Genomic DNA, 24,695 nt, shown 5'->3' on the forward strand with positions numbered 1-24,695 from the left:
AACCCCTGCCCGCATGCTGCGCATCACCCTCCAGCCCCAGTGGCGCATCGGCCACGAAGACGCCGCGGCGCTCGACGCCAACACCCTGCTGCGCCTGCTCGCCGCCGTGCAGGACTCGGGCAGCATCTCGCAGGCCGGGCGCGACCTGGGGCTGTCGTACCGGCACGCCTGGGGCCTGGTGCGGCAGGCCGAGCAGCTGTTCGGCCAGGCGCTGCTCACCCGCGGGCGGGGCCGCGGCTCGCTGCTCACCGCGCTGGGCCAGCAGCTCATCTGGGCCGACGCCCGCATCGGCGCGCGGCTGCAACCGCTGCTGGAATCGCTGGCCTCGGAGCTGGAGGGCGAGCTCGGGCGCGTGCAGCGCCGCGAGCGCGCGGTCCCGCGCTTGCACGCGAGCCACGGTTTTGCGGTGGCGGCGCTGCGCGAGCAACTGGCGGCGCGCCAGGTGGCGGTGGAGCTGCGCTACCGCAACAGCCTGGAAGCCGTGGCGGCGCTGGCCCAGGGCGACTGCGATCTGGCCGGTTTCCACGTGCCACTGGGCACATTCCAGGCCGCGGCGGCGCAGCGCTACCTGCACTGGCTCCGGCCCGAGACCCACCGGCTGGTGCAACTGGCCGTGCGCACCCAGGGCCTGTTCGTGGCGCCCGGCAACCCGCTGGGCCTGCGCGGTCTGGACGACCTCACCCGCCCGGGCCTGCGTTTCGTGAACCGGCCCGAAGGCTCGGGCACGCGGGTGCTGACCGAGCTGCTGCTGCAGCGCCAGGGCATCGCGCCGCGACAGATCGCCGGCTACGACAACACCGAACTCACGCACGCCGCCGTCGCCGCCTTCGTGGCCAGCGGCATGGCCGACGTGGGCATCGGCGTGCAGACCGCCGCGCACCGCTTCGGCCTGCATTTCATCCCTTTGCTCAAGGAACGCTACTTTTTCGCGCTCACGGCCGGCGCGCTGGAGCGCGACGAACTCCGACCGGTGCTGGCGGTGTTGCAGTCGCCCGCGTTCCGCGCGCGGGTCGCGGCACTCAAGGGCTACGAAGCCGCCGACACCGGCCGGGTGCTGACGCTGGAAGACGCCTTCCCTGCCTGAGAGACCGAACCGACAACCCGCTCAGGTGGGGTTTCGCTGCACACCCGCCGGCAGGCGGGCCGCCGCCTCCCAGGCGCCGGAGCGGAACCAGGCGTCGCCGTCGAGGTAGGCCCGCAGCATGGGCAGGGCGTCGTGGCCCCAGAACACGCGGCCGTCCACCACCAGCGCGGGCACGCCGAACAGGCCGAGCGCGAGCGCTGCGTCGGTGTTGTCGCGCAGGCGCTGCTTCATGGGCACGCTGTCCGGCGCGGCCCAGGGCTTCTGGCGCTGGGCCATGTGGTCCTGCAGCAGGGTCTGCAGCGCGGCCAGACGCACCGGGTCGGTGGCGTTCTGCCCGCCGCGCCAGACGTGGTGGAACAGCAAACCGGTCACGTAGCGGTTGGTCTCGCCCGGGGCGTCGTCGGTGGCGGTGCACAGGCCCAGGCGCAGCAGCGCCAGCGGGTTGAACGGGTGCGCGGCCGGCAGGTCCAGCGGCACGCCGTGCTGCTGCGCGAGCCAGCCCACCTGGCGGTAGGTCCAGTCGCGCTTGGCCGGAATTTCGGCCGGCCCGAGCTGGCCGTGGGCCTGCAGCAGCGCGGCAAACAGCACCGGCCTGTAGCGCACCCGCACGCTCAGGCCCATGAGCGCTTCGGGCAGGCGCTCGAAAGCGAGGTAAGCATAGGGCGAGATCGGGTCGTACCAGAAGCCGATGTCGTGCAGGGTGTCGGTGCTCATGGTTTGGTCTCCACGATCAGTGTGTCACGGTGGCGGAGCGCCACCCGCCGCGCGGCGGGGGTGCTTCATCGTGGGGTCTGGCGCGCCTCGATGCGCTCCCAGACCACCAGGCGCTGCGGGTCGTCCAGTGTGCTCCAGTCCGCGATTTCTTCCAGCGTGCGGTAGCAGCCGCTGCACAGCTGGGTGGCCGGGTCCATCTGGCAGACCGAGATGCACGGCGAGGGCACCTCGGGGTCCACGTGGCGGGCGCGCGCGTCGTCGAGGTTGATCAGCGGCCTCGGCTTGGGCGCGGGCGCGGGCGCCGCGCGGCGCGAAAACAGTTTCTTGAGCAGCATGGCGGTCAGGGCGTGGGCGGCGGCGCGGTCACGTCGTGCACCGGCGCGCCGGTGAGCCGTTGGAGATCGTCCGGCGTGAGGCGGAACACGCCATGCGGATGGCCCGCCGCGGCCCAGATCACGTCGAAGCGGAACAGCTGGTCGTCGATCAGGGTGACGGGCGTGGTGGCGTGTGCCAGCGGGGACACGCCACCGATGGAAAACCCGGTGCGGGCCTTGACGAAATCGGCGTCGGCGCGGCCGAGCTTGCCGCCTTCGGCGCAGACGATGGCCTGCACCTTCTTTTCGTCCACGCGCAGGTCGCCCGAGGTGATGACCAGCACGGCGGCGTCATCGCTCTTGCGGCGGAAGATGATGCTCTTGGCGATCTGGCCCAGCGCCACGCCCAGCGCGTCGGCGGCCTGTTGGGCGGTGCGCGCGGCGTCGTTGAGCATCACCGGGGCATGGGCATGGCCCAGCGCGGCCAGCGCTTCGGTGACGCGCAGCACGCCGGCGGGCAGATCGAGGGTGTTCGGGGATTCTTCACTCATGGTCGGCAATGGTAGCGGCCCGGGCGGGCTCAGTTGGCCGCGCGCTTGACCACCAGCAGGCTCGCCCCCATGGCCATGAGCACGCCGCCAAACACCCGGTTCTGCGCGCGGCGGGCCCGGGCCGTGGCCAGCCAGGCCTTGGCGCGCGAGGCCAGGAAGGCGTAGCCGTGCATCACCAGCACGTCCACCCCCACCGAGGTCAGCAGCAGGATCAGCAATTGCAGCCACAGGGCGCGGGTCGGGTCGATGAACTGCGGCAGCACGGCCACCATGAAGACGATGCCCTTGGGGTTGGTGACGTTGGTCATGAAGCCGATCAGCAGCCGCTCGCGGACCGAGGGCAGGCCGTTCGCATCACCCGCCGGTGCGCCGTCGGCCGCATCGGGGCCGGGCAGCTTCGCGGCACCGCTGGGCGCGCGCCACTGCTTCCAGCCCAGCCAGATCAGGTAGGCCGCGCCCAACACCTTGACGACCAGGAACGCGGTGCTGGAGGCCAGCAGCAGCGCGCCCACACCGACGCCCGCGATCAGCAGGATCACCGCCAGGCCCAACTCCAGCCCCACGATGGTCGCGCCCGCGCGGCGCACGCCGTAGGCCAGGCCGTGGCTCATGGACAGCACCGCGCCCGAACCGGGCGACACCGCGATCACCCAGGACGCGGCAAAAAAAGCCAGCCAGACATTCAAATCCATGGTGCTCACCCCGCCCGCTTCGCCAGCAAGGCGCGCGCCACGCGCGAGCCGCTCGGCCGGCCCAGCTGTTCGCTGATGTACTGGCCGGCGTCCACCAGGGCGTCGAGGTCGATGCCGGTTTCGATGCCCATGCCGTGCAGCAGGTAGACCACGTCTTCCGTGGCCACGTTGCCGGTAGCGCCTTTGGCGTAGGGGCAGCCGCCCAGGCCGGCCACCGAGGCATCGAACTGCCAGATCCCCATTTCCAGCGCCGCCAGGGTGTTGGCCAGCGCCTGGCCGTAGGTGTCGTGGAAATGGCCGGAGATCTCGTCCACCGAATACACCGACAGGGCCGCGTCCAGCGCGCGCTGCACCTTCAGCGGCGTGCCCACGCCGATGGTGTCGGCCACCCCGATGTGCTGCACGCCGATGCCGCTCATCAGCGTGGCCACGTATTTCACGCTCTCCGGCGGCACGAAGCCCTGGTAGGGGCAGCCCACCGAACAGGAGATGGCGCCGCGCACGAAGATGCCGGCGGCGCGGGCCGCGTCCACCACCGGGGCGAAGCGTTCGATGCTCTCGGCGATGGAGCAGTTGATGTTCTTCTGGCTGAAGGCTTCACTGGCCGCGCCGAACACCACGATCTCGTCGGGCTGGTCGCGCAGCGCCGCCTCGAAGCCCTTGAGGTTGGGCGTGAGCACCGAGTAGCGCACCCCGGGCAGGCGCTGGATGCCGGACATGACCTCGTGGTTGTCGGCCATCTGCGGCACCCACTTCGGGCTCACGTAGCTGGTAACCTCGATCTCTTTGAGGCCCGCAGCCTGCAGGCGGTGCACCAGCTCGATCTTGACCGCCGCCGGCACCGGCTGCTTTTCGTTCTGCAGACCGTCGCGCGGCCCCACGTCCACGAGCTTGACCCGCGAGGGCATGATGGAAGGGGAGTGGATCGGGGTCTGCATGGTGGTCTGAATCCGGGTGGTGTGTTGGTGGGTGGCCGGCGCCGGTCAGCCCGGCGCCACACTGGCGCGCAGGTCGGCCGTGTCGGGTGGGAGTGTTCTGAGGTCAAAAAATCCGATCAGTTCCGGATGCCCCTCGCCCCGGCACCGGAGCAGCAGGGCTTTTCTGTCCCTCGCCCTGGCGGCAGCGACGCCATCGCCGGCGGCGTTGGCCGCCAGCAGCTCGGTCTGGGCGCGGGCCACGAAGGTTTCCAGCCGGCCCTCCAGAGACAGGGTGGCCCGCTCGAACAGATCAAAGCGCTGTCGCTTGTTCATGGTCGGCGCGAGTTCGATCGCGTTCAGGGCCTGCTGCAACTCCGCGATGAGCGAAGGATGGTCCTTCAGTGCGTCCCGCAGCACCTGGGGCACGGGCGGGCGGCGCACGGCGGGCGGGCACACCCCGCCCAAGGGTTCTTTGAACATGTTGTCCTCCTGAGACTTCTTGTACGAACACGAATGCAAAGCCTTGCTATTGTGCAGTCTCGGTCTCAGGGCGGACTCAATATCCCCGCGCCGTGTCCACCACCCCGGCCACCGGCTCACCGCGCTCCAGCGCCGCGATCTTGCGGGCGATCTGCGCGATGCTCTCGTCGCGCAGGGTGCGCGCCGAGGTGTGTGGCGTGACGGTGATCTTCGGGTGGGTCCAGAACGGATGCGCCGCCGGCAGGGGCTCGGTGCGGAACACGTCGAGCGTGGCGCCGGCCATGTGGCCGCTCTCCAGCAGGGCGAGCAGGTCGGCCTCGACCAGGTGCGCGCCGCGCGCCACGTTGATCAGGTAGGCATCGGGTTGAAGGCGTCCGAGCGTGTCGCGGTTCAGGATGTCCTGCGTCTCGTGCGTGAGCGGCAGCAGGTTCACCAGCACGCGGCAGGACGACAGGAAGGTCTGGAACCCAACCTCGCCGCTGTGCGTGAGCACACCCTCGACGGCCTTGGGCGTGCGGCTCCAGCCGTGCACCGGGAACTCGAACACCCGCAGCGCCTTGGCCACGCGCTCACCGAGCACACCCAGGCCCATCACGCCGACCGGGAAGTCCTGGCGATGGCGCGGCTTGCGGTACGACCACTGGCCCGCTTTCACGTCGGCCTCGTAGGCGTCGAACTCGCGGAAGTGGCGGATCACCGCGTGGCACACGTATTCGGCCATCTGCACCGACATGCCGGCGTCGTCCAGCCGAACCACCTTCACGCCCGGTGGCAACCGCAGCTTGAGCAGCGCGTCCACGCCGGCGCCGATGTTGAACAGGCCCTTGAGCGCCTGCTGTTCGTCCAGGAATTGCTGCGGCGGCGCCCAGACCACGGCGTGGTCGGCCTGCGGTGCGCCGGGTTGCCAGACCTCGACGGTGGCGCCCGGCAGCGCCGCGCGCAGGCCGTCGAGCCAGGGTTCGGCCTTGGTGTCGGTGCAGCAGAAAGTGATGTTCATGCGGCGAGCTTATGGCAAGACGAATAGCCCGTGGACGGAGAGGCCCGTTGGCGCCGAGGGCTTCGACAGGCTCAGCCCCAACGGAGGTTGGAGATCCCCGCGGACGGGACATCCCGGCCAGAGGAGCCGTCAGGCCGTGGCGATCTTCAGCAGCTCCGCGCCTTCGGCCACCTGGTCGCCCGGCGCGTACAGCAGCTCGGCCACGGTGCCGTCGGCCGGCGCGGCGATGGTGTGCTCCATCTTCATGGCCTCCATCACCGCCAGCGGCTGGCCCTTCTTGACCACGTCGCCGGCCTTCACGGCGAACGACACCACCTTGCCCGGCATGGGCGCGGTCAGGCGTCCGCCGTCGTGCGCGGCTTCGCCGGCGTGGGCCAGTGCATCGAGTTCGATGATCTGCGTGGCGCCCAGGGCGCAGAAGACGTGCACGACCTCTTCGCGCTGCCAGGTCTGCACCGTCTGGCGCTGGCCCAGGAAGCGCAGGTCCATCAGCGTGCCGTTGGGCGCTGGCAAGGCGTCGAACGTCAGCAAGCCGCTGACCTCAGCAAAAGCCAACTGAAGCGCGCCATCGTGCAGGTAGGTCAGGTTGGCCTGCATCGCCTCGCCCTGGTATTCAAAGTCGAAGCGGCGAACGGTCAGGCCGTGCGGGCGCCAGCCGTCGCGGCGCGAGAACGGGTCTTTGCCTTCGCTCGCGCGCTCGGCCAGCAGGGTCTGCGCCACGGCGGCGGCCACGGCCAGATTCAGACCCACCTTGTCCTGGTTGAACAGCACACCCGCTTCGCGCGGGATCAGCGCCGTGTCCAGATTCGCCTGCGCGAACGAGGGGCTGGCGACCACGTGGCGCAGGAACTGCACGTTGGTGGACAGGCCGACGATGCGCGTCTCGGCCAGCGCGGCGTCGAGCCGGGCCAGTGCTTCGGCGCGGGTGCGGCCGTGCACGATCAGCTTGGCGACCATGGAGTCGTAGAAGGGGCTGATGGCGTCACCCTCGCGCACGCCGTCGTCGATGCGCACCGAGCCCCGGGTGAAGCTGGTGCAGGCGGGTTTGCGGTAGACGTCGAGCCGGCCAGTGGCGGGCAGGAACTGGTTGTCCGGCGTTTCGGCGCAGATGCGGGCTTCGATGGCGTGGCCCTGGATGTGCAGGTCTTCCTGCTTCAGCGGCAAGGGCTCGCCGCTGGCCACGCGCAATTGCCATTCGACCAGATCAAGCCCCGTGATCGCTTCGGTCACCGGGTGCTCGACCTGCAGGCGCGTGTTCATCTCCATGAAATAGAAGCGCATGCCGCCTTCGGGCGGCTGCTCCACGATGAACTCCACCGTGCCGGCGCCCACGTAGTTCACGGCGCGCGCCGCAGCCACGGCGGCCAGACCCATCTGCTGGCGCAGCTCGGGCGTCATGCCCGGCGCGGGCGCTTCTTCCAGCACCTTCTGGTGGCGGCGCTGCACCGAGCAGTCGCGCTCGAACAGGTAGACGCAGTTGCCGTGCGTGTCGCCGAACACCTGGATCTCGATGTGGCGCGGGCGCTGGGCGTATTTCTCCACCAGCACGGCGTCGCTGCCGAAGCTGTTGATGGCCTCACGCTTGCACGAAGCGAGCGCAGCGGCGAAGTCTTCAGATTTCTCCACCGCACGCATGCCCTTGCCGCCGCCGCCCGCGCTGGCCTTGATCAGCACCGGGTAACCGATCCGGTCGGCCTCGTGCTGCAGCATGTGCGGGTCCTGGTCGGCGCCGTGGTAACCCGGCACCAGCGGCACGCCGGCGCTCTCCATCAGGCGCTTGGACTCGGCCTTCAGCCCCATGGCCTGGATCGCGCTCGCGGGCGGGCCGATGAACACCAGGCCGGCTTCGGCGCAGGCGTTGGCGAAAGCTTCGTTCTCGCTCAGGAAGCCATAGCCGGGGTGGATGGCCTGTGCGCCGGTGGCCTTGGCCGCGTCCAGGATGCGCTGCCACTGCAGGTAGCTGTCTTTCGGTGCGCTGCCGCCGATGTGCACCGCCTCGTCGCAGGCGGCCACGTGTTTGGCGCTGGCGTCGGCGTCGGAATACACGGCCACGGTGCGCACGCCCATGCGGCGGGCGGTGGCGGCGACGCGGCAGGCGATCTCGCCTCTATTCGCAATCAGGATTTTGGTGAACATTCGGGGCCTCAGGCGTTGGCAGAAGAAAACAGGGATTGCGCCCGGCGGAACACCGCGCGCAGGAACTTGAACAGCATCCAGGTGACGATCCACATCAGCACCACGGTGATGACGAGCAGCACGCCAAACACCAGCGGGTGGTTGGTGGCCAGCCAGACCGCGCCGACCACCAGGCCGTCTTCGACCAGGCTCATGGCGATGTTGGAGAACGGCTCGGGCGAGCTGTTGATGGCCGCGCGCGTGGTGGTCTTGGCGGCCTGGCTGCTGGCCGCGAGCGTGCCGCCGAGCAGCGCGCCCACCAGGGCCATGGTGCTGCCGTCGGCGCCCAGCGCGCCCGCCGCCAGCGCAGCACCGGCGGGGATGCGGATCACGCTGTTGACCATGTCCCACAGCGAGTCGAGGCCGGGGATCTTGTCGGCGAAAAACTCCACGAACAGCAGCGCACCGCTGGTGACCAGCAGCGCCGGGTGCTGCAGCACCTGAAGGCCCTCAGGCAGCGGAATCCAGCCCAGTGCCCCGGACGCGCCGACCACAAACACCACCGCGTAGAGCCGGAAGCCACTGACCCAGCCGAGCGCAGCGGCCAGCGCCAGCAGGCCGGGCATGTCGAGCTGGCTGGCGGCGGCGCTCACGCCGTCGATCACCTGGCCCCCCATCTGCACGCCCACGTCGGCCGCGCCGTCGCCCACCTGGGCGCCCCAGGACCGGAGCCACGCCACGAACGAAGTCCAGATCGATGCCATGCCGGGTGCTGTGGGTGTGGAAGGGGCCGCTCAGCCCGCCAGCCAGGCCGGCTTGCGTTTCTGCAGAAAGGACTGCACGCCTTCGCGACCTTGTTCGCTCGCGCGGATGTCGGCAATGCCCTGCACCGTGGCGGCGATCAAGCCGGCGTCGATGGCGCGTTCGGCCACGTCCTGCACCAGCTTCTTGCAGGCGCGCACGGCGGCCGGGCTGGCGCTCACCAGGGCCTGGGCCAGTTCGTTGACCTTGGCGTCCAGCGCGTCCGCGCCCACCAGCTCGTGCACGAAGCCGATGCGGTGTGCCTCCTGCGCGCTGAAGCGCTCGGCCGTGAGGAAGTAGCGGTGCGACGCGCGCGCGCCCATGGCGCGGATCACGTAGGGGCTGATGGTGGCCGGGATCAGGCCCAGCTTCACTTCGCTCAGGCAGTAGGTGGCGCTGTCCACGCTCACCGCCATGTCACACGCCGCCACCAGGCCCATGCCACCGGCGAACACGTCGCCCTGCACGGCCGCGATGGTGGGCTTGGGGCATGCATAGATGGCCTGCAGCATCGCGGCGAGCTGGCCCGCATCGGCCACGTTCTCTTCGCGCGTGTAGTCGGCCATGCGGCGCATCCAGTTCAGATCGGCCCCGGCGCAGAAGGCCGGGCCCACGGCCGCCAGCACCACGGCGCGCACGTCGTCGCGCGTGCCCACGTCTTCAAACGCGGCCTTGAGTTCCTGGATCACGGCGTCGTTGAAGGCGTTGCGCACATCGGGGCGGGTCAGCGTGATGCGGGCAATGCGGTCCTGGACCGCCAGGGTCAGAGCTGGGCTCATGCGGCTTTCTCCCGAGCGGCTTCTTCGTGCAGGCAGTAAGCGAAATCCAGCTCCGGGCAGGGCTGGCCGAGCGCGGTAAGCGCGGCCGTGATCTGGCCGCGGTGGTGCGTGCCGTGGTTGAACACGTGCGCCAGCGTGGCGGCGAACGGTAGCGAGACGGGCACGCCCTTGGTGGTGGTGTAGTCCAGGGTGGCGTCGAAGCGCTCCGCTGGCCAACTGGCGATCAGCGGCGCCCAGCGAGCCGCGCCGTCGCGCAGGGCCTGGGTCAGGCGTGCGCGGTCGGGCTCCACCTCGGCGTCCAGTTGGACCACGGGGGAGGCGCCGTGGGCAAAACGCTGGAACCACAGCGCGTGTTCACCCACCAGCAGGTGGTTGAGCGTGCCGTGGATGCTTTTGAAGAACAGGCCCACGTCCTTGCGGTAGTCGGCGTCGGACAGCGGCGCCACCGCGTCGAGCAGGCGCGCGGTGGCCCAGACGTTGTAACGGGCCAGTCGGGCAAAGTGGGTGTGCCACGGATTCAGTTCGGCCATGTCTCAAGTCCTCCCAGCGTTTTGAGCGATTCAAAATCGGCGTCGCGGTGCAGCAGCATGTGACCGTGGGTGATGCAGTAGCTGGCGAGCAGCACGTCGATGGGGCTGCGCACGGTGCGGCCTGATTTGCGCAGTCGCTGGTACAGCGTGGCGGCCTGCAGGGCGTTGTCCAATCCGCCGATCTCCACCACCTCCAGCGCCAGCAACAGATCGCGCGCCCGGGCCTGCGCGGCGGCGGTGGAGAAACCGCGCACCACCTCAAACACCACCAGATCGGCCACGCCAATGTCTGGCGGGCCGTCCTTGCCCGACAGCCATCGCCTGAGCTGTTCGGTCTGTGGGTTGTTGGTGCCTCGAAAGTGATCGATGAGCACGCTGGAGTCCACCAGGATCATGCTGCCTTGCTCCGTTTGCCGGGCTTGGCGCGCGTCTCGGTGGCTCGGGCTTGTCTGGCCTTGGCTGCGGGCTTGACCACGTAGCTCGCAGCAGGCTCCTGCACGGTGGCCTCAAGCAGTTCCTCTTCTTCACGCGCTTTCGCCCAGGCTTCGTCGGAATCGTCCCAGAACAGGGTGCCGCGTGCTGCCAGCAAAGCCGCGTAAGCCTTTTTCCGTTTGAGCAGACGCAAGCCCTCTTCGACCGCTTCTTTCTTGGTCTTGAAATCACCGCTGGCCATGACATCCGCCATGAGTTTGTCGTCAATCACGATGTTGGTCCGCACGGGAAACCTCCTTCAATGTGTATGAAATACAAAAATCATACACATCACATGCGGAAAAGTCCAAACTTCGTCTCGGGGATCGGCGCGTTCAGCGAAGCGCTCAGGCCCAGGGCCAGCACGCGGCGCGTGTCGGCCGGGTCGATCACACCGTCGTCCCACAGGCGCGCGGTGGCGTAGTAGGGGTGGCCCTGCACCTCGTACTGCTCCTTGATCGGCGCCTTGAACGCGGCTTCTTCTTCCGCGCTCCAGCTGCCGCCCTTCGCCTCGATGCCGTCGCGCTTGACGGTGGCCAGCACGCTCGCGGCCTGCTCGCCGCCCATCACGCTGATGCGCGCGTTCGGCCACATCCAGAGGAAGCGCGGGCTGTAGGCGCGGCCGCACATGCCGTAGTTGCCGGCGCCAAAGCTGCCGCCGATGATGACGGTGAACTTGGGCACCGCAGCCGTGGCCACGGCGGTCACCATCTTGGCGCCGTTGCGCGCGATGCCTTCGTTCTCGTACTTGCGGCCGACCATGAAGCCGGTGATGTTCTGCAGGAAGACCAGCGGCGTCTTGCGCTGGCAGCAGAGTTCGATGAAGTGCGCACCCTTGAGCGCCGACTCGCTGAACAGGATGCCGTTGTTGGCGATGATGCCGACCGGCATGCCTTCGATGCGCGCGAAGCCGCAGACCAGCGTCGTGCCGAAGCGCGACTTGAATTCGTCGAAGTCCGAGCCGTCCACGATGCGGGCGATGATCTCGCGCACGTCGAACGGCTTGCGCGTGTCGGTGGGGATCACGCCGTACAGCTCTTCGGCCGGGTACAGCGGCGCCACCGGGTCGATGGTGGTGATAGGCGGCACCTTGCGGGCGTTGAGGTTCTTCACCGCCTGGCGCGCCAGCGCGAGCGCGTGCAGGTCGTTCTGCGCCAGGTGGTCGGCCACGCCCGAGAGGCGCGTGTGCACGTCGCCACCGCCCAGGTCCTCGGCGCTCACCACCTCGCCCGTGGCGGCCTTCACCAGCGGCGGGCCACCCAGAAAAATCGTGCCCTGGTTCTTGACGATGATGGTTTCGTCGCTCATGGCCGGCACGTAGGCGCCGCCCGCCGTGCACGAGCCCATGACCACCGCGATCTGCGCGATGCCCTGCGCGCTCATGTTGGCCTGGTTGAAGAAGATGCGGCCGAAATGGTCGCGGTCGGGGAACACCTCGTCCTGGTTCGGCAGGTTGGCGCCGCCCGAATCCACCAGGTAGATGCAGGGCAGCTGGTTCTGCTGCGCCACTTCCTGCGCGCGCAGGTGCTTCTTCACCGTGAGCGGGTAGTAGGTGCCGCCCTTCACGGTGGCGTCGTTGCAGACGATCATGCAGTCCACGCCGCTCACACGGCCGATGCCCGCGATCACGCCGGCACAGGGCGCGCTGTCGCTGCCGTCGCGGTCCGGGTACATGCCCATCGCGGCCAGCGGGCTCAGCTCCAGGAAGGGTGTGCCCGGGTCCAGCAGCATCTGCACCCGGTCGCGCGGCAGCAGCTTGCCGCGTGCGGTGTGTTTGGCGCGGGCCGCGTCGCCGCCGCCGAGCGTGGCTTTTTCCACCTGCGCCTTGAGGTCGTCCACCACCGCGCGCATGGCGGCGGCGTTGGCCTGGAAGTCGGCGGAACGGGCGTTGAGTTTCGTGTCGAGTGCGGGCATGGGGTTCTCTCGGTCAAGCGGTCTTCTGTTCGGCCAGCCCCAGCTGGTCCTTCATGGCATCGCGTATCTTGAACTTCTGGATCTTGCCGGTGACGGTCATGGGGAAGGCGTCCACGAAGCGGATGTAACGCGGCACCTTGTAGTGGGCGATCTGGCCCTTGCAAAAGGCGCGCACCGTGTCTTCATCCAGCGCCTGGCCGGGCTTCACGATCACCCAGGCACACAGCTCTTCGCCGTATTTGGCGTCGGGCACGCCGACCACCTGCACGTCCTGCACGGCGGGGTGGCGGTAGAGGAATTCTTCGATCTCGCGCGGGTAGATGTTTTCGCCGCCGCGGATCACCATGTCCTTGATGCGGCCGACGATATTGACGTAACCCTGATCGTCCATGGTGGCGAGGTCGCCGGTGTGCATCCAGCCCTCGGCGTCGATGGCCTCGGCGGTCTTGGCCGGGTCGTCCCAGTAGCCGTGCATGACCGAGTAGCCGCGCGTGCACAGCTCGCCCGACTGGCCGGGCGCCACCACCTCGCCGTTGTCGGGGTGGACGATCTTCACTTCCAGGTGCGGCTGCACCTGGCCCACGGTGGAGACGCGCCGGTCCAGCGGTGTGTCGGTGCTGCTCTGGCAGCTCACCGGGCTGGTCTCGGTCATGCCGTAGGCAATGGTGATTTCAGAGAGGTGCATGTCGCTCACCACGCGCTGCATCACGGCGGTCGGGCACGGCGAGCCGGCCATGATGCCGGTTCGGAGGGTGGACAGGTCGAAGTCTTTGAAACGCGGGTGATCCAGCTCGGCGATGAACATGGTGGGCACGCCGTGCAGGCCGGTGCAGCGTTCGTCCTGCACCGTCTGCAGCACGGTCAGCGGGTCGAAGCCGTCGTTCGGGTAGACCACGGTGGCGCCGTGCGTGAAGCAGGCCAGGTTGCCCAGCACCATGCCGAAGCAGTGGTACAGCGGCACGGGGATGCACAGGCGGTCGGCCTTTGTCAACTTCATGCACTCGCCGATGAAGAAGCCGTTGTTCAGGATGTTGCGGTGCGTCAGCGTGGCGCCCTTGGGAAAGCCCGTGGTGCCGCTGGTGAACTGGATGTTGATCGGGTCGCTCGCCTTGAGCGTGGCCGCCACCTGCGCCACGCGCGGGTCGGCCGCGTCGCCGCGCGCCAGCAGGTCGGAGAAACGCATCAGCCCCGGCTCTTCAGCGCCCTGCCCGGCTTCGTCGATCCAGACCACGGTCTTGAGGTGGGGCAGCTGCTGCGCTTCGAGCGCACCCGGCTGGCCGTGTGCCCACTCCGGTGCCAGCTCGCGCAGCATGCCCAGGTAGTCGCTGGTCTTGAAGCGCGCCATGGTGACGAGCAGCTTGCAACCCACCTTGTTGAGCGCGTATTCCACTTCAGACGTGCGGTAGGCCGGGTTGATGTTCACCAGCACCAGGCCCACCTGCGCCGTCGCCAGCTGCATCAGCACCCACTCGGCGTTGTTGTGCGACCAGATGCCCACCCGATCCCCCGCCTGCAGGCCCTGCGCCAGCAACGCGCTGGCCAGGCGGTGCGCGTCGGCCTGCAGCGCGCGGTAGCTGTAGCGCCGCCCCTGGTGCACGCTCACCAGCGCCTCGTGCTCGGGCTGGCGCGCCACCATGGCGTCAAAAAACGCGCCGATGGTCTGTTCGATCAGCGGCACGTCGGTCGCGCCACGCGCCAGGCTTTGCGCCAGCGGTGCGGCGGTGGAAAGGGCTGCGCTCATGGGTGTGTCTCCTCCGAAGGCGGTCGCCCGGATCGGGCCGGGCCTGAAAGCGCAAGCATAGAAGCTCGGGCCGTGCACCGGTTGCCAGAATGGTTGCAAATCGTGCCTAAACTGAGGCACACTGACCGCCATGCCAAGCCCCAACCCGACACCCCTGGCCCCACGCAGTGAGCTGCGCACGGCACGCGCCGCAACGCCCATGGCCTTTGTGCGGGCCATCGTGCGGGCGTACCGGCTCCGCGGCATGGACCCGGCGCCCGCGCTGGCGCAGGCACAGATCGCGCCAGCCCTTTTGCAGCAACGGGTGGGCCACATCACCGCCGCGCAAATGGAGGCCGTGTCGGGCGCGGCCATGCGCGAACTGAACGACGAAGCCCTGGGCTGGTTTGCCCGGCCCTTGCCCTGGGGCAGCTACGGCATGCTCGCGCGCGCCTCGCTCTCGGCCCCCACGCTGGGCGCCGCGCTCAAGCGCTGGTGCCGCCACCACGGCCTGCTCACCCCCGACGTCACGCTCGCCGTGACCACCAGCGGCGACGTGGCCAGCATCGGCCTCACCGAACACCGCCCGCCCGGTGGCGATGGCAGCCTGCGCGAGTTCTGTTTCGTCTCGGTGCTGCGCAACAGCCTGGGCCTGGCCTGCTGGTTCGTGGACTCGCGCATCCCGCTGCTGGGCGCGAGCTTTCCATTTGCCGCGCCACCGCACGCCGAGGCCTACCGCGTGCTGTTCGACGGCCCGACGGTGTTTGACGCACCCGAGGCCGCCATCCGCTTCGACGCGCGCTACCTCGCCCTGCCCATCAAACGCGACGAAGCCGCGATGAACCAGATGCTGCAGCGCGCCCTGCCAATCCAGGTGCGCCCCTACCGACGCGACCGCCTGCTGGTGCAGCGCGTGCGCCAAGTGCTGATGACCCAGCCGCTGGACGCGCACAACGCCAACGACCTCGCGGCCCTGCTCAACACCTCGGCGCGCACCCTGCACCGGCAGCTGAAAGACGAGGGCGCCACGCTGCAGGCGTTGAAAGACGAGGTGCGCCGCGACCGCGCGCTCGACCTGCTGCAGCGCACCACCCGCCCCATCAAACAGGTGGCCGAAGCGGCCGGGTTTCAGAACGAGAAGAGCTTCATCCGCGCGTTCAAGGGCTGGACGGGGGTGGCGCCGGGGGATTTTCGGAGCCGGACCCCACCCTTGGCCTGATCTGCAACCCCGATGGCGCAGCCATGACCACCACCCTGTCTAGACTGCCCACATGATCGCCATCGACGACGACACCACCATCGGCCAGGCCTTCTTCGAGGCCTGCGACCGCTACGCCGGCCACAGCCTGCTGGCCGTGCCCGCCAACGCCGCCCGCAGCTACGACCCCGCCGGCCGCGACATCAGCTACAGCGACGCGGCCACCGTGGTGCGCACGCTGATGGCCGCGTACCGCTCGGCTGGCTACGGCTTGGGCCACCGCGTGGGCCTGTTCCTGGAAAGCCGGCCCGAGCACCTGCTGCACAAGCTCGCGCTCAACGCGCTGGGCGTGTGCATCGTGCCGATCAACCCGGACCACCGGCCGCGCGAACTGGCCTATGTGGTGGACCACGCGCGGCTGGACCTGATGGTGGCGCTGACCGCGCGGGCCGACGCGGTGCGGGAGGCGCTGGCCCTGACCCGCCACCGGCCCGCCGTGGCGTGGCTGGAGGAACTGGACACCCAGACCCTGACACCGCCGCCCACCGCGGCCCAGCCCGGTGAACCGGTTGGCGACACGCCCGCCAGCATCCTCTACACCTCGGGCACCACGGGCCAGCCCAAGGGCTGCGTGCTCTCGCACACCTACGAGCTGGCCGCCGGCCACTGGTATGCCACCCAGGGCGGCCTGGGGGCGGTGCGCGAAGGCGTTGAGCGCCTCTACAACCCGCTGCCGCTGTTCCATGTGAACGCGTCCATCCTGTCGTTCTACTGCATGCTGCTCAGCGGAGGCTGCCAGGTGCAGACCGACCGTTTCCAGCCCGGCCGCTGGTGGACCGAGGTGGTCGAGAGCCGCGCCACCATCGTGCACTACCTCGGCGTGGTGGTGCCCATGCTGCTCAACCAGCCGGTGAGCGATCTGGAGCGCGCGCACCCAGTGCGCTTTGGCTACGGCGCCGGCGTCGAGCCCCAGCTGCACGCGACATTCGAGGCGCGCTATGGCTTCCCGCTGCTCGAACTCTGGGGCATGACCGAGATGGTGCGGCCCCTGTGCGACTGCCACGAACCGCGCCAGGTCGGCACGCGGGCCTTCGGCCGCGCACGCCCGGGCCTGGACGCCTGCGTGATGGACGAGGCCGGCCAGGTGCTGCCCGACGGCACGCCGGGCGAGCTGGTGGTCCGCCACTCCGAAGCCACGCCCCGGCGGCACTTCTTCAGCGGCTACCTCGACAACCCGCAGGCCACGGCCGAGGCCTGGCGCGGCGGCTGGTTCCACACCGGCGACATCGTGAGCCGGGGCGCCGATGGCATGTTCCATTTCGTGGACCGCCGCAAGAACATCATCCGCCGCTCGGGCGAAAACATCGCCGCCGCCGAGGTCGAGGCCCTGCTGCTCACCCACCCCTGGGTCGCCAACGCGGCGGTGATGGCCCTGCCCGACGAGGTGCGCGAAGAAGAGGTGCTGGCCTGCGTGGTGCTGAAAGACCGCGCCGGCCACGAAACGGCGGAGACGGCGCGCGCGCTCTTTGACTTCTGCCACCAGCAACTGGCCTACTACAAGGCGCCCGGCTGGCTCTGGTTTGCGGCCGAGATCCCCACCACCGGCACCCAGAAGATCCAGAAACACCGCATCTTTCCCGAGGGCACCGACCCCCGCACCCTGCCCGGCATGCACGACCTGCGGCCGTTCAAGAAACGCCACTGAACCCGGAACCCGCCAACCCCATGATCGTTTTGCACCACTGCGTCAGCGCCCGGTCTTTGCGTCCCCTGTGGATGCTGGAAGAGCTGGGCCTGCCCTACGAACTGCGCATGCTGCCCTTTCCGCCGCGCGTGCACGCCCGGCCCTACCTGGACCTGAACCCGCTGGGCACCGTGCCCCTGCTGGAAGACGGCGCCACCCGCATGACCGAGTCGGCCGCGATGTGCCACTACCTCGCCGCGCGCCACAGCCCGCGCGTGCTGGACGTGCCCGTCGACGATCCAGCCTATGGCAGCTACCTGAACTGGCTGCACATGAGCGACGCCACGCTCACCTTCCCGCAGACGCTGGTGCTGCGCTACACCCACTTCGAACCGCCCGAGCGCCTGCAGCCCCAGGTGGCCGCCGACTACGCCCGCTGGTTCCTGGCCCGTCTGCGCGCGGTGGACGCCGCCCTGCAGCACAACGAGCACCTGTGCGCCGGCCGCTTCACGGCCGCCGACGTGACCGTGGGCTACGCGCTGGTGCTCGCCCGCCACCTGGACCTGGATGCCCAGTTCACGCCGGCGGTGGCGGCCTACTGGCAGCGCCTGCAGGACCGCCCAGCGTTCCAGCGCGCCCTGCGCGTGGAACGCGATGCGGCCCTGGCCCAGCGGGTGGACCCCACGCCTTCTCCTGACTTGCGGGTCTGATGGTTCGGGGCACCGGGATCGACCCAGTCGAAGGCCCACAGGACGGTCGGGGGTCAGGTCATCAGGATCAGAAGAGCTTCATCCGCGCGTCCAAAGGCTGAACGGGTAACGCCGGGGGGGGGGTGACGGGGCAGGGTAAGTCGGGAGATCGAAGTGATTTGGCACGTTGTAGTTCCTTTGCCGGGGGCAGCGAAGGTCGCAGAGCAAGATCGACCAAGATCAGATCGATTGGTCTGGCTTAGACCGCATTGGGTGCCACTGGCCCCACTCGTACCACCCCATTCCACCCGTTCGCAACATATTCGAGCCTGGAGATATTCCATCTGGCGTGCTCATGCCAAGAAGCACGAAGATCAACCGCTCCAACAAAATCGCCAGGTGCCACTCAGCAACCGCCACGACATCGAGCGAGACGAAAGTGCTTCGCCCGTGTGCAAGCGCATGACGGACATCTCTCAATCCCCGCTCTTTTCCTGCACCCAGAATGGGCCAAAGGTCCGCACAGCTCATCGCCGGATATACCCGAAAAAATGCACTGACCTTGTCCCGAACACTCGCACCACTGTTCACGGTCTTGATGAATCCTTCCAGGCGAGCTGAAATCTCTGAGGCGTATTCGCCGTTTTCAGCGACCACAGTCGCGTTCAACTGCCCGAGAAGTTCCGCGATGGCGTTGTCTGTAACTGCAGGGCTTCGCAGCGTTTGGTCCCGTTTCCAAGCGGATTCGATCACCCGTTCCAGTGCGGAGAACATGAACAGAAAGCGATCACCGATCCTCGACTTGGTATGGGGATTGACTGCGACCAACACGTGGCGCACCAGCGAGCGAGTTTCCTCGCTGGTCTTCCCATACGCGTGTGCCAAGCCTGTAGCGCATTCCACGAAGACTTGGGGTTTAACAACATATTTGCCGCGGTCCTCGCGCGCAGATGGCGTCACATTCGGATCAAGGGGATTAATCCACGTAGAAACAGTAGCTCCGTCTGTGTACGTCCAGCCGTGTAGGGTCACGGCTTGACGAAACAGAACCGACAGGACCTCAAGCGATCTCCTGAACTTTGCAACCACCAGGTCGATGTCGCTTGAAGCATCCGGCGGCAAAGCTGCTACCGCACAAAAACCAGCGACCACCGTCGCTCCTGGAATCTCCGCGTCTCGGTGGTAAACGGTCATCCAGTCCGACACGAATTTCGTCTCACCGAAATCCGGCAGATCCATCGAAAACAGCTCCGTCGATTGTGATCTGTCGCCAAAGTGAACAAAGTTGGACTCTGACCGCAGGTAGGAAATGGGGGCCAGATGGAAGCGAATCTCCCTATTGGCATCCTGAGAGCGGCACTGCAGCGTCAGTCTCGAAACGTGGGATATATCAATAGCAGCCAGACCGATCAGGCCTTTCGGGGAAACTGGAAATTGGCGCCAGTGCACTCCATTCATGCTGATGGAAAAGGCGCCACTTTTCCCCATCAACGTGCACGGATTGCTTGGGGGTTCTCCAGTAAGGTGCCGTGAGGGCACCGCCAAGTAGATCGACGCTTTTTGGCCACCTACGTGCGGCAGTTGGACTTCGCAGTAGGCGGGAAGCGTGACCCCGTCGGAACCTATCAACTCAGCATCGAAATCGAACTTCATCATTCCTGGCCTTAGCTTAGAACTGGTACTGCCTCGTATGTCGCGTGCTAGCCAACCGGCGCTCTCAGATAGATGACAGCAGAGACAGTCTCCTCAACGCCCCGCAGGCAGAACGTCCACCCCGCTGCCCGAAGGCCCCGGAATCCCCCGCCCCTCCACATTCGGTGACGTCACCGGCGAGCCATTGACCCACGGTCTCTCTGGCGCCGCTGCGGGCGCAGCCGCTGGCTTCGGTGCGGCGGGCGGTGTCATCGGCGCAGGCGCGGGAGCGGGCGCCGCTTTCCCAAGCCCCAGCTGGTTCACCAGGCTCTGCACCGCCGCATCCACCTGCACTTTCAGCGACTCGCGCGCAGCAGCGGCGTTGTCGTCGTTCAGGCGCGGGCCGATCAGCAGCGCGGGCGCGGGCACGCGCTGGGCCGTGGAGACGGTGGCCTCGCCGAGCACGGCGCCGAAGGTGCTGGGCACCAGCAGGTCGACGCGCAGCGAGGCGTGGGCTACCGACTCGGTGCCCAGGCGCACGATGCTGCGCTGCGCGATGCCCAGACCGAAGAAGCCTTCGCGGGTGGCCCAGATGCTGTCGGCCGACGGCGCGCCCGAGATGAGCAGCACATGGTCGGTCGGCGTCTTGAGTTCCTTCAGTTCCTTGAGCGCTTCCTCGCGGCGGGTGGCGGTGATGGTGGCACGCTGCACGCTGGAGAAACGCCCGGAAGCCTTGAGCAGTTCGACGGTGCGGTTTTCGAGCTGCTCCTTGTAGCCCCAGTCGGGCACGAAGGCTTCGCCCAGCTCGTTGTTGAACAAGGTGGTGCCGCGCCAGGAGAGGCGCAGCGTAGTGCCGATGGTGCTGATGACGGTGATCGACTTGCCCCGCAGGCGCGCCTGCACGCTGGTGGTTTCGACGGTGGAACAGGCGGTGAGGCCGAGGCCGGCGAGCGGCAGGATGGGCCAGAGTGGCAGGGCGGCGCTGAGGCCCAGGAGTTGGCGGCGGGTGAAGTGGATAGGCATGGGGCGTTTTTACCGCAGTGCGGGCAAGGCCCGCGCCAGCTCGTCCATGTGGCGAAACACCCGCGCCACGGGCAGGCCGTCGAACGCGCGGCCGTGGCCGTGCTGGCAGTAGCCCCAGACGGTGGCGCCGGCGGCCAGGCCGGCCTGGGCGCCGGTGGCGGTGTCTTCGATCACCAGGCATCGCGACGGGTCGGCGCCCAGGTGGGCGGCGGCGGCCAGGTAGACATCGGGCGCGGGCTTGGAGCGTGGCATGTCGTGGCCGCTGAAGATGCGGTCTTCGAAGTACGGCGCCATGCCGGCCATGCCGATCTGCATCACGACCTTGGGCCGGTCGGCGCCGGAGGCGCAGGCGATGCGGCCTTTGGCGTGCGCATGCGCGGCGATGACCGCGTCGAGCGCACCGGCCACGGTCTGCAGCTCGGCGCGCAGGCGCTGATCGCGCCGCGCATAGAAGGCGCGCATCCAGTCGTCGGTGAGCGGTCGGCCGGTCTCAGCCTCGATGCGCTCGCGCTCGTCGCGCACGGCCTTGCCGATGAAGATGCGTTCGCACTCCGGCTGGCTGAGCGCCCAGCCGGCCTCGTTGAGCATCTGGCGCAACACGCCGTTGGTGATGGGCTCGCTGTCCACCAACACGCCGTCGCAATCGAAAAGAACCGCTTCGAACATCGCACTCACTTCAGATCTCCATCCACATAAAACCAGCGCCCAGCCTCGCGCACGAAGCGGCTGCGCTCGTGCAGGCGCTGCCCACGGCCTGCCACGCGCGAGCGGGCGACGAACTCGACCTCGGCGTGGTCGGCGTCGATCACGCGGTGCGATCGCACGTCCAGCCCCAGCCATTTCACGCCCTCTTCCAGCGTCAGGTCGGCCGGGCGGGTGCTGGCGTGCCAACTGGCGGCGAGGTGGTCCACACGCCCCAGCACGAAGGCGCTGTAGCGCGAGCGCATGAGGCTTTCGGCGTCGGGCGCCGGGGTGTCGTGGTCGATGTAGCGCCCGCAGCAGGCGTCGAACGCGCAGGCTTTGCCCCGCGCGTCGGTCCGGCCACAGGGGCAGGCGCTCACAGGCACTCTGCTCATGCGGGCTTGCGCGCCGCGTGCCGGGCCTTGTGGGCTTCGAGCGTTTCGGTGGGGGCGCCCTGCTTCACCCACTCGGTGAAGCCGCCGTCGATGTGGGCCACGTTGTCCATGCCCATGTCTTTCAGCGCCTTGGTGGCCAGCGCGCTGCGCCAGCCCGCGCCGCAGAACAGCACAAATTCTTTGCTTTCATCGCCGAACACGGGCTTGAAATACGGCGACGCCGGGTCCACCCAGAACTCCAGCATGCCGCGCGGCGCGTGCACCGCGCCCGGTGCCGTGCCTTCGCGCTCGAGCTCGCGCACGTCGCGGATGTCCACCAGCTGCAGCGTCGGGTCGCGCTCCAGCCGTTCGCGCACCTGGGCCACGCTGTAGGTGGTGATCTGCGCCGTGGCTTCGTCCACGAGCGCGCGGAATCCTTTGGTGATGGGCATGGGTGTGGTCTCCTGTGTCTTCCGTCTGGCGGCCATTATCCGTGCGCCACCGGCCCGGCCCGCCGCCCCATACGCCAGATTCCATGAGCGCGCACGGGCAGGGCTTTTGCGCGGCGGTGTTCAATAGCGGCTCTGTCACCCACCCTGCCCCGCCACCCACAAGGACCTGCCGTGAACGCTCTGTCTGCCTTCCCCATCACCCAGAAATGGCCCGCGCAATTCCCCGATCGCCTGCAACTGTATTCACTGCCCACGCCCAACGGCGTGAAGGTGTCCATCATGCTGGAGGAAACCGGCCTGCCTTATGAGCCACACCTGGTGAGCTTCGACACCAACGACCAGATGTCGCCGGCCTTCCTCTCGCTCAACCCCAACAACAAGATCCCCGCGATCCTCGACCCCAAGGGACCGGGCGGCCGGCCGCTGGCGCTGTTCGAATCGGGCGCGATCCTGATCTACCTGGCCGAGAAGACCGACCGGTTCCTGCCGCAGGACCCCGCCGCGCGCTACGAGACCCTGCAGTGGCTGATGTTCCAGATGGGCGGGGTGGGGCCCATGTTTGGCCAGCTCGGCTTCTTCCACAAGTTTGCCGGCGCCGCCTACGAAGACAAGCGTCCCCGCGACCGCTACGTGGCCGAAAGCCGGCGCCTGCTCGGCGTGCTGAACCAGCGCATGGCCGGGCGCCACTGGATCATGGGCGATGCCTACACCATCGCCGACATCGCCATCTGGCCCTGGGTGCGCAACCTGGTCGGCTACTACGGCGCGGGCGAGCTGGTGGGTTTCAAGGACTTCCCGGAACTCGCGCGCGTGCTCGCGGCCTTCGAAGCCCGCCCGGCGGTGCAACGCGGACTCACCATCCCCGCACGGGGCTGAGGCAAGGCCGCGTCTGCTTCCGCCAGAAACCGGGCGTGAACAGGACCAGGAAAGACAACATCTCCAGCCGGCCCAGCAGCATGGCCAGGGCGCACACCCAGGTCTGGAAATCGCTCAGGCCGATGGTGGTGCCGGCAGGCGGCGCGGGGGGCGCTCAGAGCGCTCGCTGAATGATGATCTTTTGAACGTCCGAGGTGCCTTCGTAGATCTGGCACACGCGCACGTCGCGCCAGATGCGCTCCAGCGGAAAGTCGTTCACGTAGCCGTAGCCGCCCAGGGTCTGGATGGCGGCGGAGCAGACCTGCTCTGCCGTCTCGCTGGCGAAGAGCTTGGCCATGGCGGCTTCCTTCAGGCAGGGCTGGCCGGCATCGCGCAGGGCGGCGGCGTGCCAGATCAGTTGGCGCGCGGCTTCGAGCTTCGTGGCGCAGTCGGCCAGGCGGAAACCCACGGCCTGGTGGTTGAAGATGGCGGTGCCAAAGCTCTGGCGCTCCTTGGCGTAGGCGATCGCCACCTCCAGCGCGCTGCGCGCCATGCCCACGCTCTGCGCCGCGATGCCGATGCGCCCGCCCTCGAGCGCGGAGAGCGCGATCTTGTAGCCCTCGCCTTCCTGGCCGATCAGGTTCTCGGCCGGGATGCGGCAGTTGTCGAAGTTGATCTGCGCGGTGTCGCTGCTGTGCTGGCCCACCTTGTCTTCCAGCCGCGCGACCACGTAGCCCGGGTTGTCGGTGGGCACCATGAAGGCGCTCATGCCCTTCTTGCCCGCGCCCTTGTCGGTCACGGCGATCACCACCGCGGCCTGTCCGTTCTTGCCCGAGGTGATGAACTGCTTGACGCCGTTGATGACGTACTCGTCGCCCTCGCGCACCGCCGTGGTCCGCAGGCCGGAGGCGTCGGAGCCCACGTGCGGCTCGGTCAGACAGAAGGCGCCCAGGATATCGCCGCGCGCCGCCGGCACCAGCCACTGCCGCTGCTGCGCCGGTGTTCCGTACTTCATGAGGATGGCGTTGTAGGGGCAGTTGGTCACGCTGATGGCGGTGCTGGTGCCGCCGTCGCCGGCCGCGATCTCTTCCAGCACCAGCGCCAGCGTCAGGTAGTCCAGCCCCGCGCCGCCCAGTTCTTCGGGCACGCAGATGCCATACGCCCCCAGCTCGGCCAGGCCCCGGTGCGCCGCTGCGGGAAACAGGTGCTCCTTGTCCCACTGCGCGGCGTTGGGCCAGAGCTGTTCCTGGGCAAAGGCGCGCACGGCGTCGCGGATCATCACGTGGTCTTGGGTCAGCAGCATCGGGTTTCTTTCGTTGTGAATCGGGTCCGGCCGGCTCACCAGTGGTCGGCGCGCCGGCCATCGTGGTGGATCAGGCGGCCGTTGTCTTCGGGGCCCACGCTGGCCAGCACCGCGCGCAGGCCGCGCACGCTGGCCTCCACGCTCAGCGGCGCACCGCCGCCGCCCATGTCGGTCTGCACCCAGCCCGGGTCCAGCGCCACCAGGCGGGCCTGCGGGTAATCGAATCGCGCGCTGCTCACGGCCATGTTCAGCGCCGCCTTGCTCACGCGGTACAGCCACGAGCCGCTGCCCGGTACGCTGCCGATCTGGCTCATGGCACTCGACAGGGCGCCGAACACCCCCCGAGCGTCTTCCACCATGGGCAGCACCTGCGGGATCACCTGCATGGCGCCCAGCACGTTGGTGTGCATCACCTCGTCGAAAGCCTGCTGCGTGGGCGGCGAGGTGGCGCCGGCGCGGTGGATGATGCCGGCCACATACAGCGCCACATCCAGCTTCTCGCCATCGAGTTGCCAGGACAACGCGCTCACGCTCGCGGGCTGCGCCACGTCCAGCCGCAGCGCCTCGGCATCGAGTGCCCGCAGTTGCTCCAGCCCAGCGTCGTCGCGCGCGGTGGCGATGACGCGGTCGCCCGCCTCGATGTACTGCCGCACGAACTCAAGGCCGATGCCACGCGAGGCGCCGATGACGAGAACTGTGCTCATGACGTTCAGGCGTTCCTACAA

27 protein-coding genes are annotated in these 24,695 nt (G+C 68.3%); 5 read left to right on the top strand and 22 right to left on the bottom strand.

Annotation, left to right across the window (positions count from 1 at the left end; all coding sequences use genetic code 11):
* The first annotated feature begins 13 nt into the window (after positions 1 to 13).
* Positions 14 to 1,084, top strand: a complete 1,071-nt coding sequence (locus KIH07_RS00400) for a substrate-binding domain-containing protein (RefSeq protein WP_226490086.1) — start codon at positions 14 to 16, stop codon at positions 1,082 to 1,084.
* A gap of 21 nt (positions 1,085 to 1,105) precedes the next feature.
* Here KIH07_RS00400 and KIH07_RS00405 read toward each other — a convergent pair whose 3' ends face one another.
* The 15 genes from KIH07_RS00405 to KIH07_RS00475 all read right to left on the bottom strand — a co-directional run bounded on the left by KIH07_RS00405 (position 1,106) and on the right by KIH07_RS00475 (position 14,100).
* Positions 1,106 to 1,798 carry a 2-hydroxychromene-2-carboxylate isomerase gene (locus tag KIH07_RS00405; protein WP_413465684.1) on the bottom strand — a complete coding sequence of 231 codons (693 nt, stop codon included), beginning with the start codon at positions 1,796 to 1,798 and terminating at the stop codon, positions 1,106 to 1,108.
* A gap of 65 nt (positions 1,799 to 1,863) precedes the next feature.
* A complete protein-coding gene (locus tag KIH07_RS00410) occupies positions 1,864 to 2,133 on the bottom strand; it encodes a DUF1289 domain-containing protein (protein WP_226490087.1) in 270 nt (89 codons plus the stop codon).
* 5 nt (positions 2,134 to 2,138) lie between these two features.
* Complete coding sequence (locus tag KIH07_RS00415) at positions 2,139 to 2,663, bottom strand: YbaK/EbsC family protein (RefSeq protein WP_226490088.1); 525 nt, start codon at positions 2,661 to 2,663, stop codon at positions 2,139 to 2,141.
* 29 nt (positions 2,664 to 2,692) lie between these two features.
* A complete protein-coding gene (locus tag KIH07_RS00420; protein WP_226490089.1) occupies positions 2,693 to 3,355 on the bottom strand; it encodes a LysE family transporter in 663 nt (220 codons plus the stop codon).
* A gap of 5 nt (positions 3,356 to 3,360) precedes the next feature.
* Positions 3,361 to 4,293, bottom strand: coding sequence for a hydroxymethylglutaryl-CoA lyase (locus KIH07_RS00425; RefSeq protein WP_226490090.1), 933 nt, complete (start codon positions 4,291 to 4,293; stop codon positions 3,361 to 3,363).
* A gap of 45 nt (positions 4,294 to 4,338) precedes the next feature.
* A complete protein-coding gene (locus KIH07_RS00430) occupies positions 4,339 to 4,752 on the bottom strand; it encodes a hypothetical protein (protein WP_226490091.1) in 414 nt (137 codons plus the stop codon).
* A 76-nt stretch (positions 4,753 to 4,828) separates the two neighbouring features.
* Complete coding sequence (locus KIH07_RS00435) at positions 4,829 to 5,749, bottom strand: 2-hydroxyacid dehydrogenase (RefSeq protein WP_226490092.1); 921 nt, start codon at positions 5,747 to 5,749, stop codon at positions 4,829 to 4,831.
* 129 nt (positions 5,750 to 5,878) lie between these two features.
* Positions 5,879 to 7,885 (bottom strand): acetyl/propionyl/methylcrotonyl-CoA carboxylase subunit alpha, encoded by a 2,007-nt coding sequence (locus tag KIH07_RS00440; protein WP_226490093.1) that lies wholly within the window; start codon positions 7,883 to 7,885, stop codon positions 5,879 to 5,881.
* Positions 7,886 to 7,893: 8 nt separating this feature from the next.
* A complete protein-coding gene (locus tag KIH07_RS00445) occupies positions 7,894 to 8,628 on the bottom strand; it encodes a DUF4126 domain-containing protein (RefSeq protein WP_226490094.1) in 735 nt (244 codons plus the stop codon).
* 30 nt (positions 8,629 to 8,658) lie between these two features.
* On the bottom strand, positions 8,659 to 9,444 hold the full coding sequence (locus tag KIH07_RS00450; RefSeq protein WP_226490095.1) for an enoyl-CoA hydratase/isomerase family protein: 786 nt from the start codon (positions 9,442 to 9,444) through the stop codon (positions 8,659 to 8,661).
* Positions 9,441 to 9,974, bottom strand: coding sequence for a DinB family protein (locus KIH07_RS00455; protein ID WP_226490096.1), 534 nt, complete (start codon positions 9,972 to 9,974; stop codon positions 9,441 to 9,443). The genes KIH07_RS00450 and KIH07_RS00455 overlap by 4 nt, the downstream gene beginning before the upstream one ends.
* On the bottom strand, positions 9,962 to 10,369 hold the full coding sequence (locus KIH07_RS00460) for a PIN domain-containing protein (RefSeq protein ID WP_226490097.1): 408 nt from the start codon (positions 10,367 to 10,369) through the stop codon (positions 9,962 to 9,964). The genes KIH07_RS00455 and KIH07_RS00460 overlap by 13 nt, the downstream gene beginning before the upstream one ends.
* Complete coding sequence (locus KIH07_RS00465; RefSeq protein WP_226490098.1) at positions 10,366 to 10,692, bottom strand: type II toxin-antitoxin system VapB family antitoxin; 327 nt, start codon at positions 10,690 to 10,692, stop codon at positions 10,366 to 10,368. Before KIH07_RS00465 ends, KIH07_RS00460 begins: the two co-directional genes overlap by 4 nt.
* A gap of 44 nt (positions 10,693 to 10,736) precedes the next feature.
* Positions 10,737 to 12,359 carry a carboxyl transferase domain-containing protein gene (locus tag KIH07_RS00470; protein ID WP_226490099.1) on the bottom strand — a complete coding sequence of 541 codons (1,623 nt, stop codon included), beginning with the start codon at positions 12,357 to 12,359 and terminating at the stop codon, positions 10,737 to 10,739.
* A 13-nt stretch (positions 12,360 to 12,372) separates the two neighbouring features.
* The gene (locus KIH07_RS00475) at positions 12,373 to 14,100 is read right to left on the bottom strand and encodes an AMP-binding protein (RefSeq protein WP_226490100.1); all 1,728 of its coding nucleotides are present in this window, start codon (positions 14,098 to 14,100) and stop codon (positions 12,373 to 12,375) included.
* 130 nt (positions 14,101 to 14,230) lie between these two features.
* Between KIH07_RS00475 and KIH07_RS00480 the strand changes: the two genes are divergently transcribed.
* From KIH07_RS00480 to KIH07_RS00490, 3 genes are read left to right on the top strand one after another with little or no spacing between them, the layout of a single operon-like run.
* The gene (locus KIH07_RS00480; RefSeq protein ID WP_226490101.1) at positions 14,231 to 15,298 is read left to right on the top strand and encodes an AraC family transcriptional regulator; all 1,068 of its coding nucleotides are present in this window, start codon (positions 14,231 to 14,233) and stop codon (positions 15,296 to 15,298) included.
* A 52-nt stretch (positions 15,299 to 15,350) separates the two neighbouring features.
* Complete coding sequence (locus KIH07_RS00485; RefSeq protein ID WP_226490102.1) at positions 15,351 to 16,982, top strand: AMP-binding protein; 1,632 nt, start codon at positions 15,351 to 15,353, stop codon at positions 16,980 to 16,982.
* Positions 16,983 to 17,002: 20 nt separating this feature from the next.
* Positions 17,003 to 17,671, top strand: coding sequence for a glutathione S-transferase family protein (locus KIH07_RS00490; protein ID WP_226490103.1), 669 nt, complete (start codon positions 17,003 to 17,005; stop codon positions 17,669 to 17,671).
* Between the two features lie 219 nt (positions 17,672 to 17,890).
* Here KIH07_RS00490 and KIH07_RS00495 read toward each other — a convergent pair whose 3' ends face one another.
* From KIH07_RS00495 to KIH07_RS00515, 5 genes are all read right to left on the bottom strand, one after another.
* Positions 17,891 to 19,306 carry a hypothetical protein gene (locus KIH07_RS00495; protein ID WP_226490104.1) on the bottom strand — a complete coding sequence of 472 codons (1,416 nt, stop codon included), beginning with the start codon at positions 19,304 to 19,306 and terminating at the stop codon, positions 17,891 to 17,893.
* A 90-nt stretch (positions 19,307 to 19,396) separates the two neighbouring features.
* On the bottom strand, positions 19,397 to 20,305 hold the full coding sequence (locus KIH07_RS00500; protein WP_226490105.1) for a hypothetical protein: 909 nt from the start codon (positions 20,303 to 20,305) through the stop codon (positions 19,397 to 19,399).
* Positions 20,306 to 20,314: 9 nt separating this feature from the next.
* On the bottom strand, positions 20,315 to 20,971 hold the full coding sequence (locus tag KIH07_RS00505; RefSeq protein WP_226494597.1) for an HAD family hydrolase: 657 nt from the start codon (positions 20,969 to 20,971) through the stop codon (positions 20,315 to 20,317).
* 5 nt (positions 20,972 to 20,976) lie between these two features.
* The gene (locus KIH07_RS00510; RefSeq protein WP_226490106.1) at positions 20,977 to 21,381 is read right to left on the bottom strand and encodes a YchJ family protein; all 405 of its coding nucleotides are present in this window, start codon (positions 21,379 to 21,381) and stop codon (positions 20,977 to 20,979) included.
* The gene (locus KIH07_RS00515; RefSeq protein WP_226490107.1) at positions 21,378 to 21,812 is read right to left on the bottom strand and encodes a rhodanese-like domain-containing protein; all 435 of its coding nucleotides are present in this window, start codon (positions 21,810 to 21,812) and stop codon (positions 21,378 to 21,380) included. The genes KIH07_RS00510 and KIH07_RS00515 overlap by 4 nt, the downstream gene beginning before the upstream one ends.
* A 171-nt stretch (positions 21,813 to 21,983) precedes the next feature.
* Between KIH07_RS00515 and KIH07_RS00520 the strand changes: the two genes are divergently transcribed.
* The gene (locus KIH07_RS00520) at positions 21,984 to 22,688 is read left to right on the top strand and encodes a glutathione S-transferase N-terminal domain-containing protein (RefSeq protein ID WP_226490108.1); all 705 of its coding nucleotides are present in this window, start codon (positions 21,984 to 21,986) and stop codon (positions 22,686 to 22,688) included.
* 154 nt (positions 22,689 to 22,842) lie between these two features.
* Here the strand turns inward: KIH07_RS00520 and KIH07_RS00525 are convergent, their stop codons facing one another.
* On the bottom strand, positions 22,843 to 23,970 hold the full coding sequence (locus KIH07_RS00525; protein ID WP_226490109.1) for an acyl-CoA dehydrogenase family protein: 1,128 nt from the start codon (positions 23,968 to 23,970) through the stop codon (positions 22,843 to 22,845).
* Positions 23,971 to 24,005: 35 nt separating this feature from the next.
* Entirely contained in the window at positions 24,006 to 24,674 is a 669-nt protein-coding gene (locus KIH07_RS00530) for an SDR family oxidoreductase (protein WP_226490110.1), read from the bottom strand.
* Between the last annotated feature and the right edge of the window lie 21 nt (positions 24,675 to 24,695).

The sequence above is a fragment of the Hydrogenophaga taeniospiralis genome, from assembly GCF_020510445.1.
Classification (GTDB): domain Bacteria; phylum Pseudomonadota; class Gammaproteobacteria; order Burkholderiales; family Burkholderiaceae_C; genus Hydrogenophaga.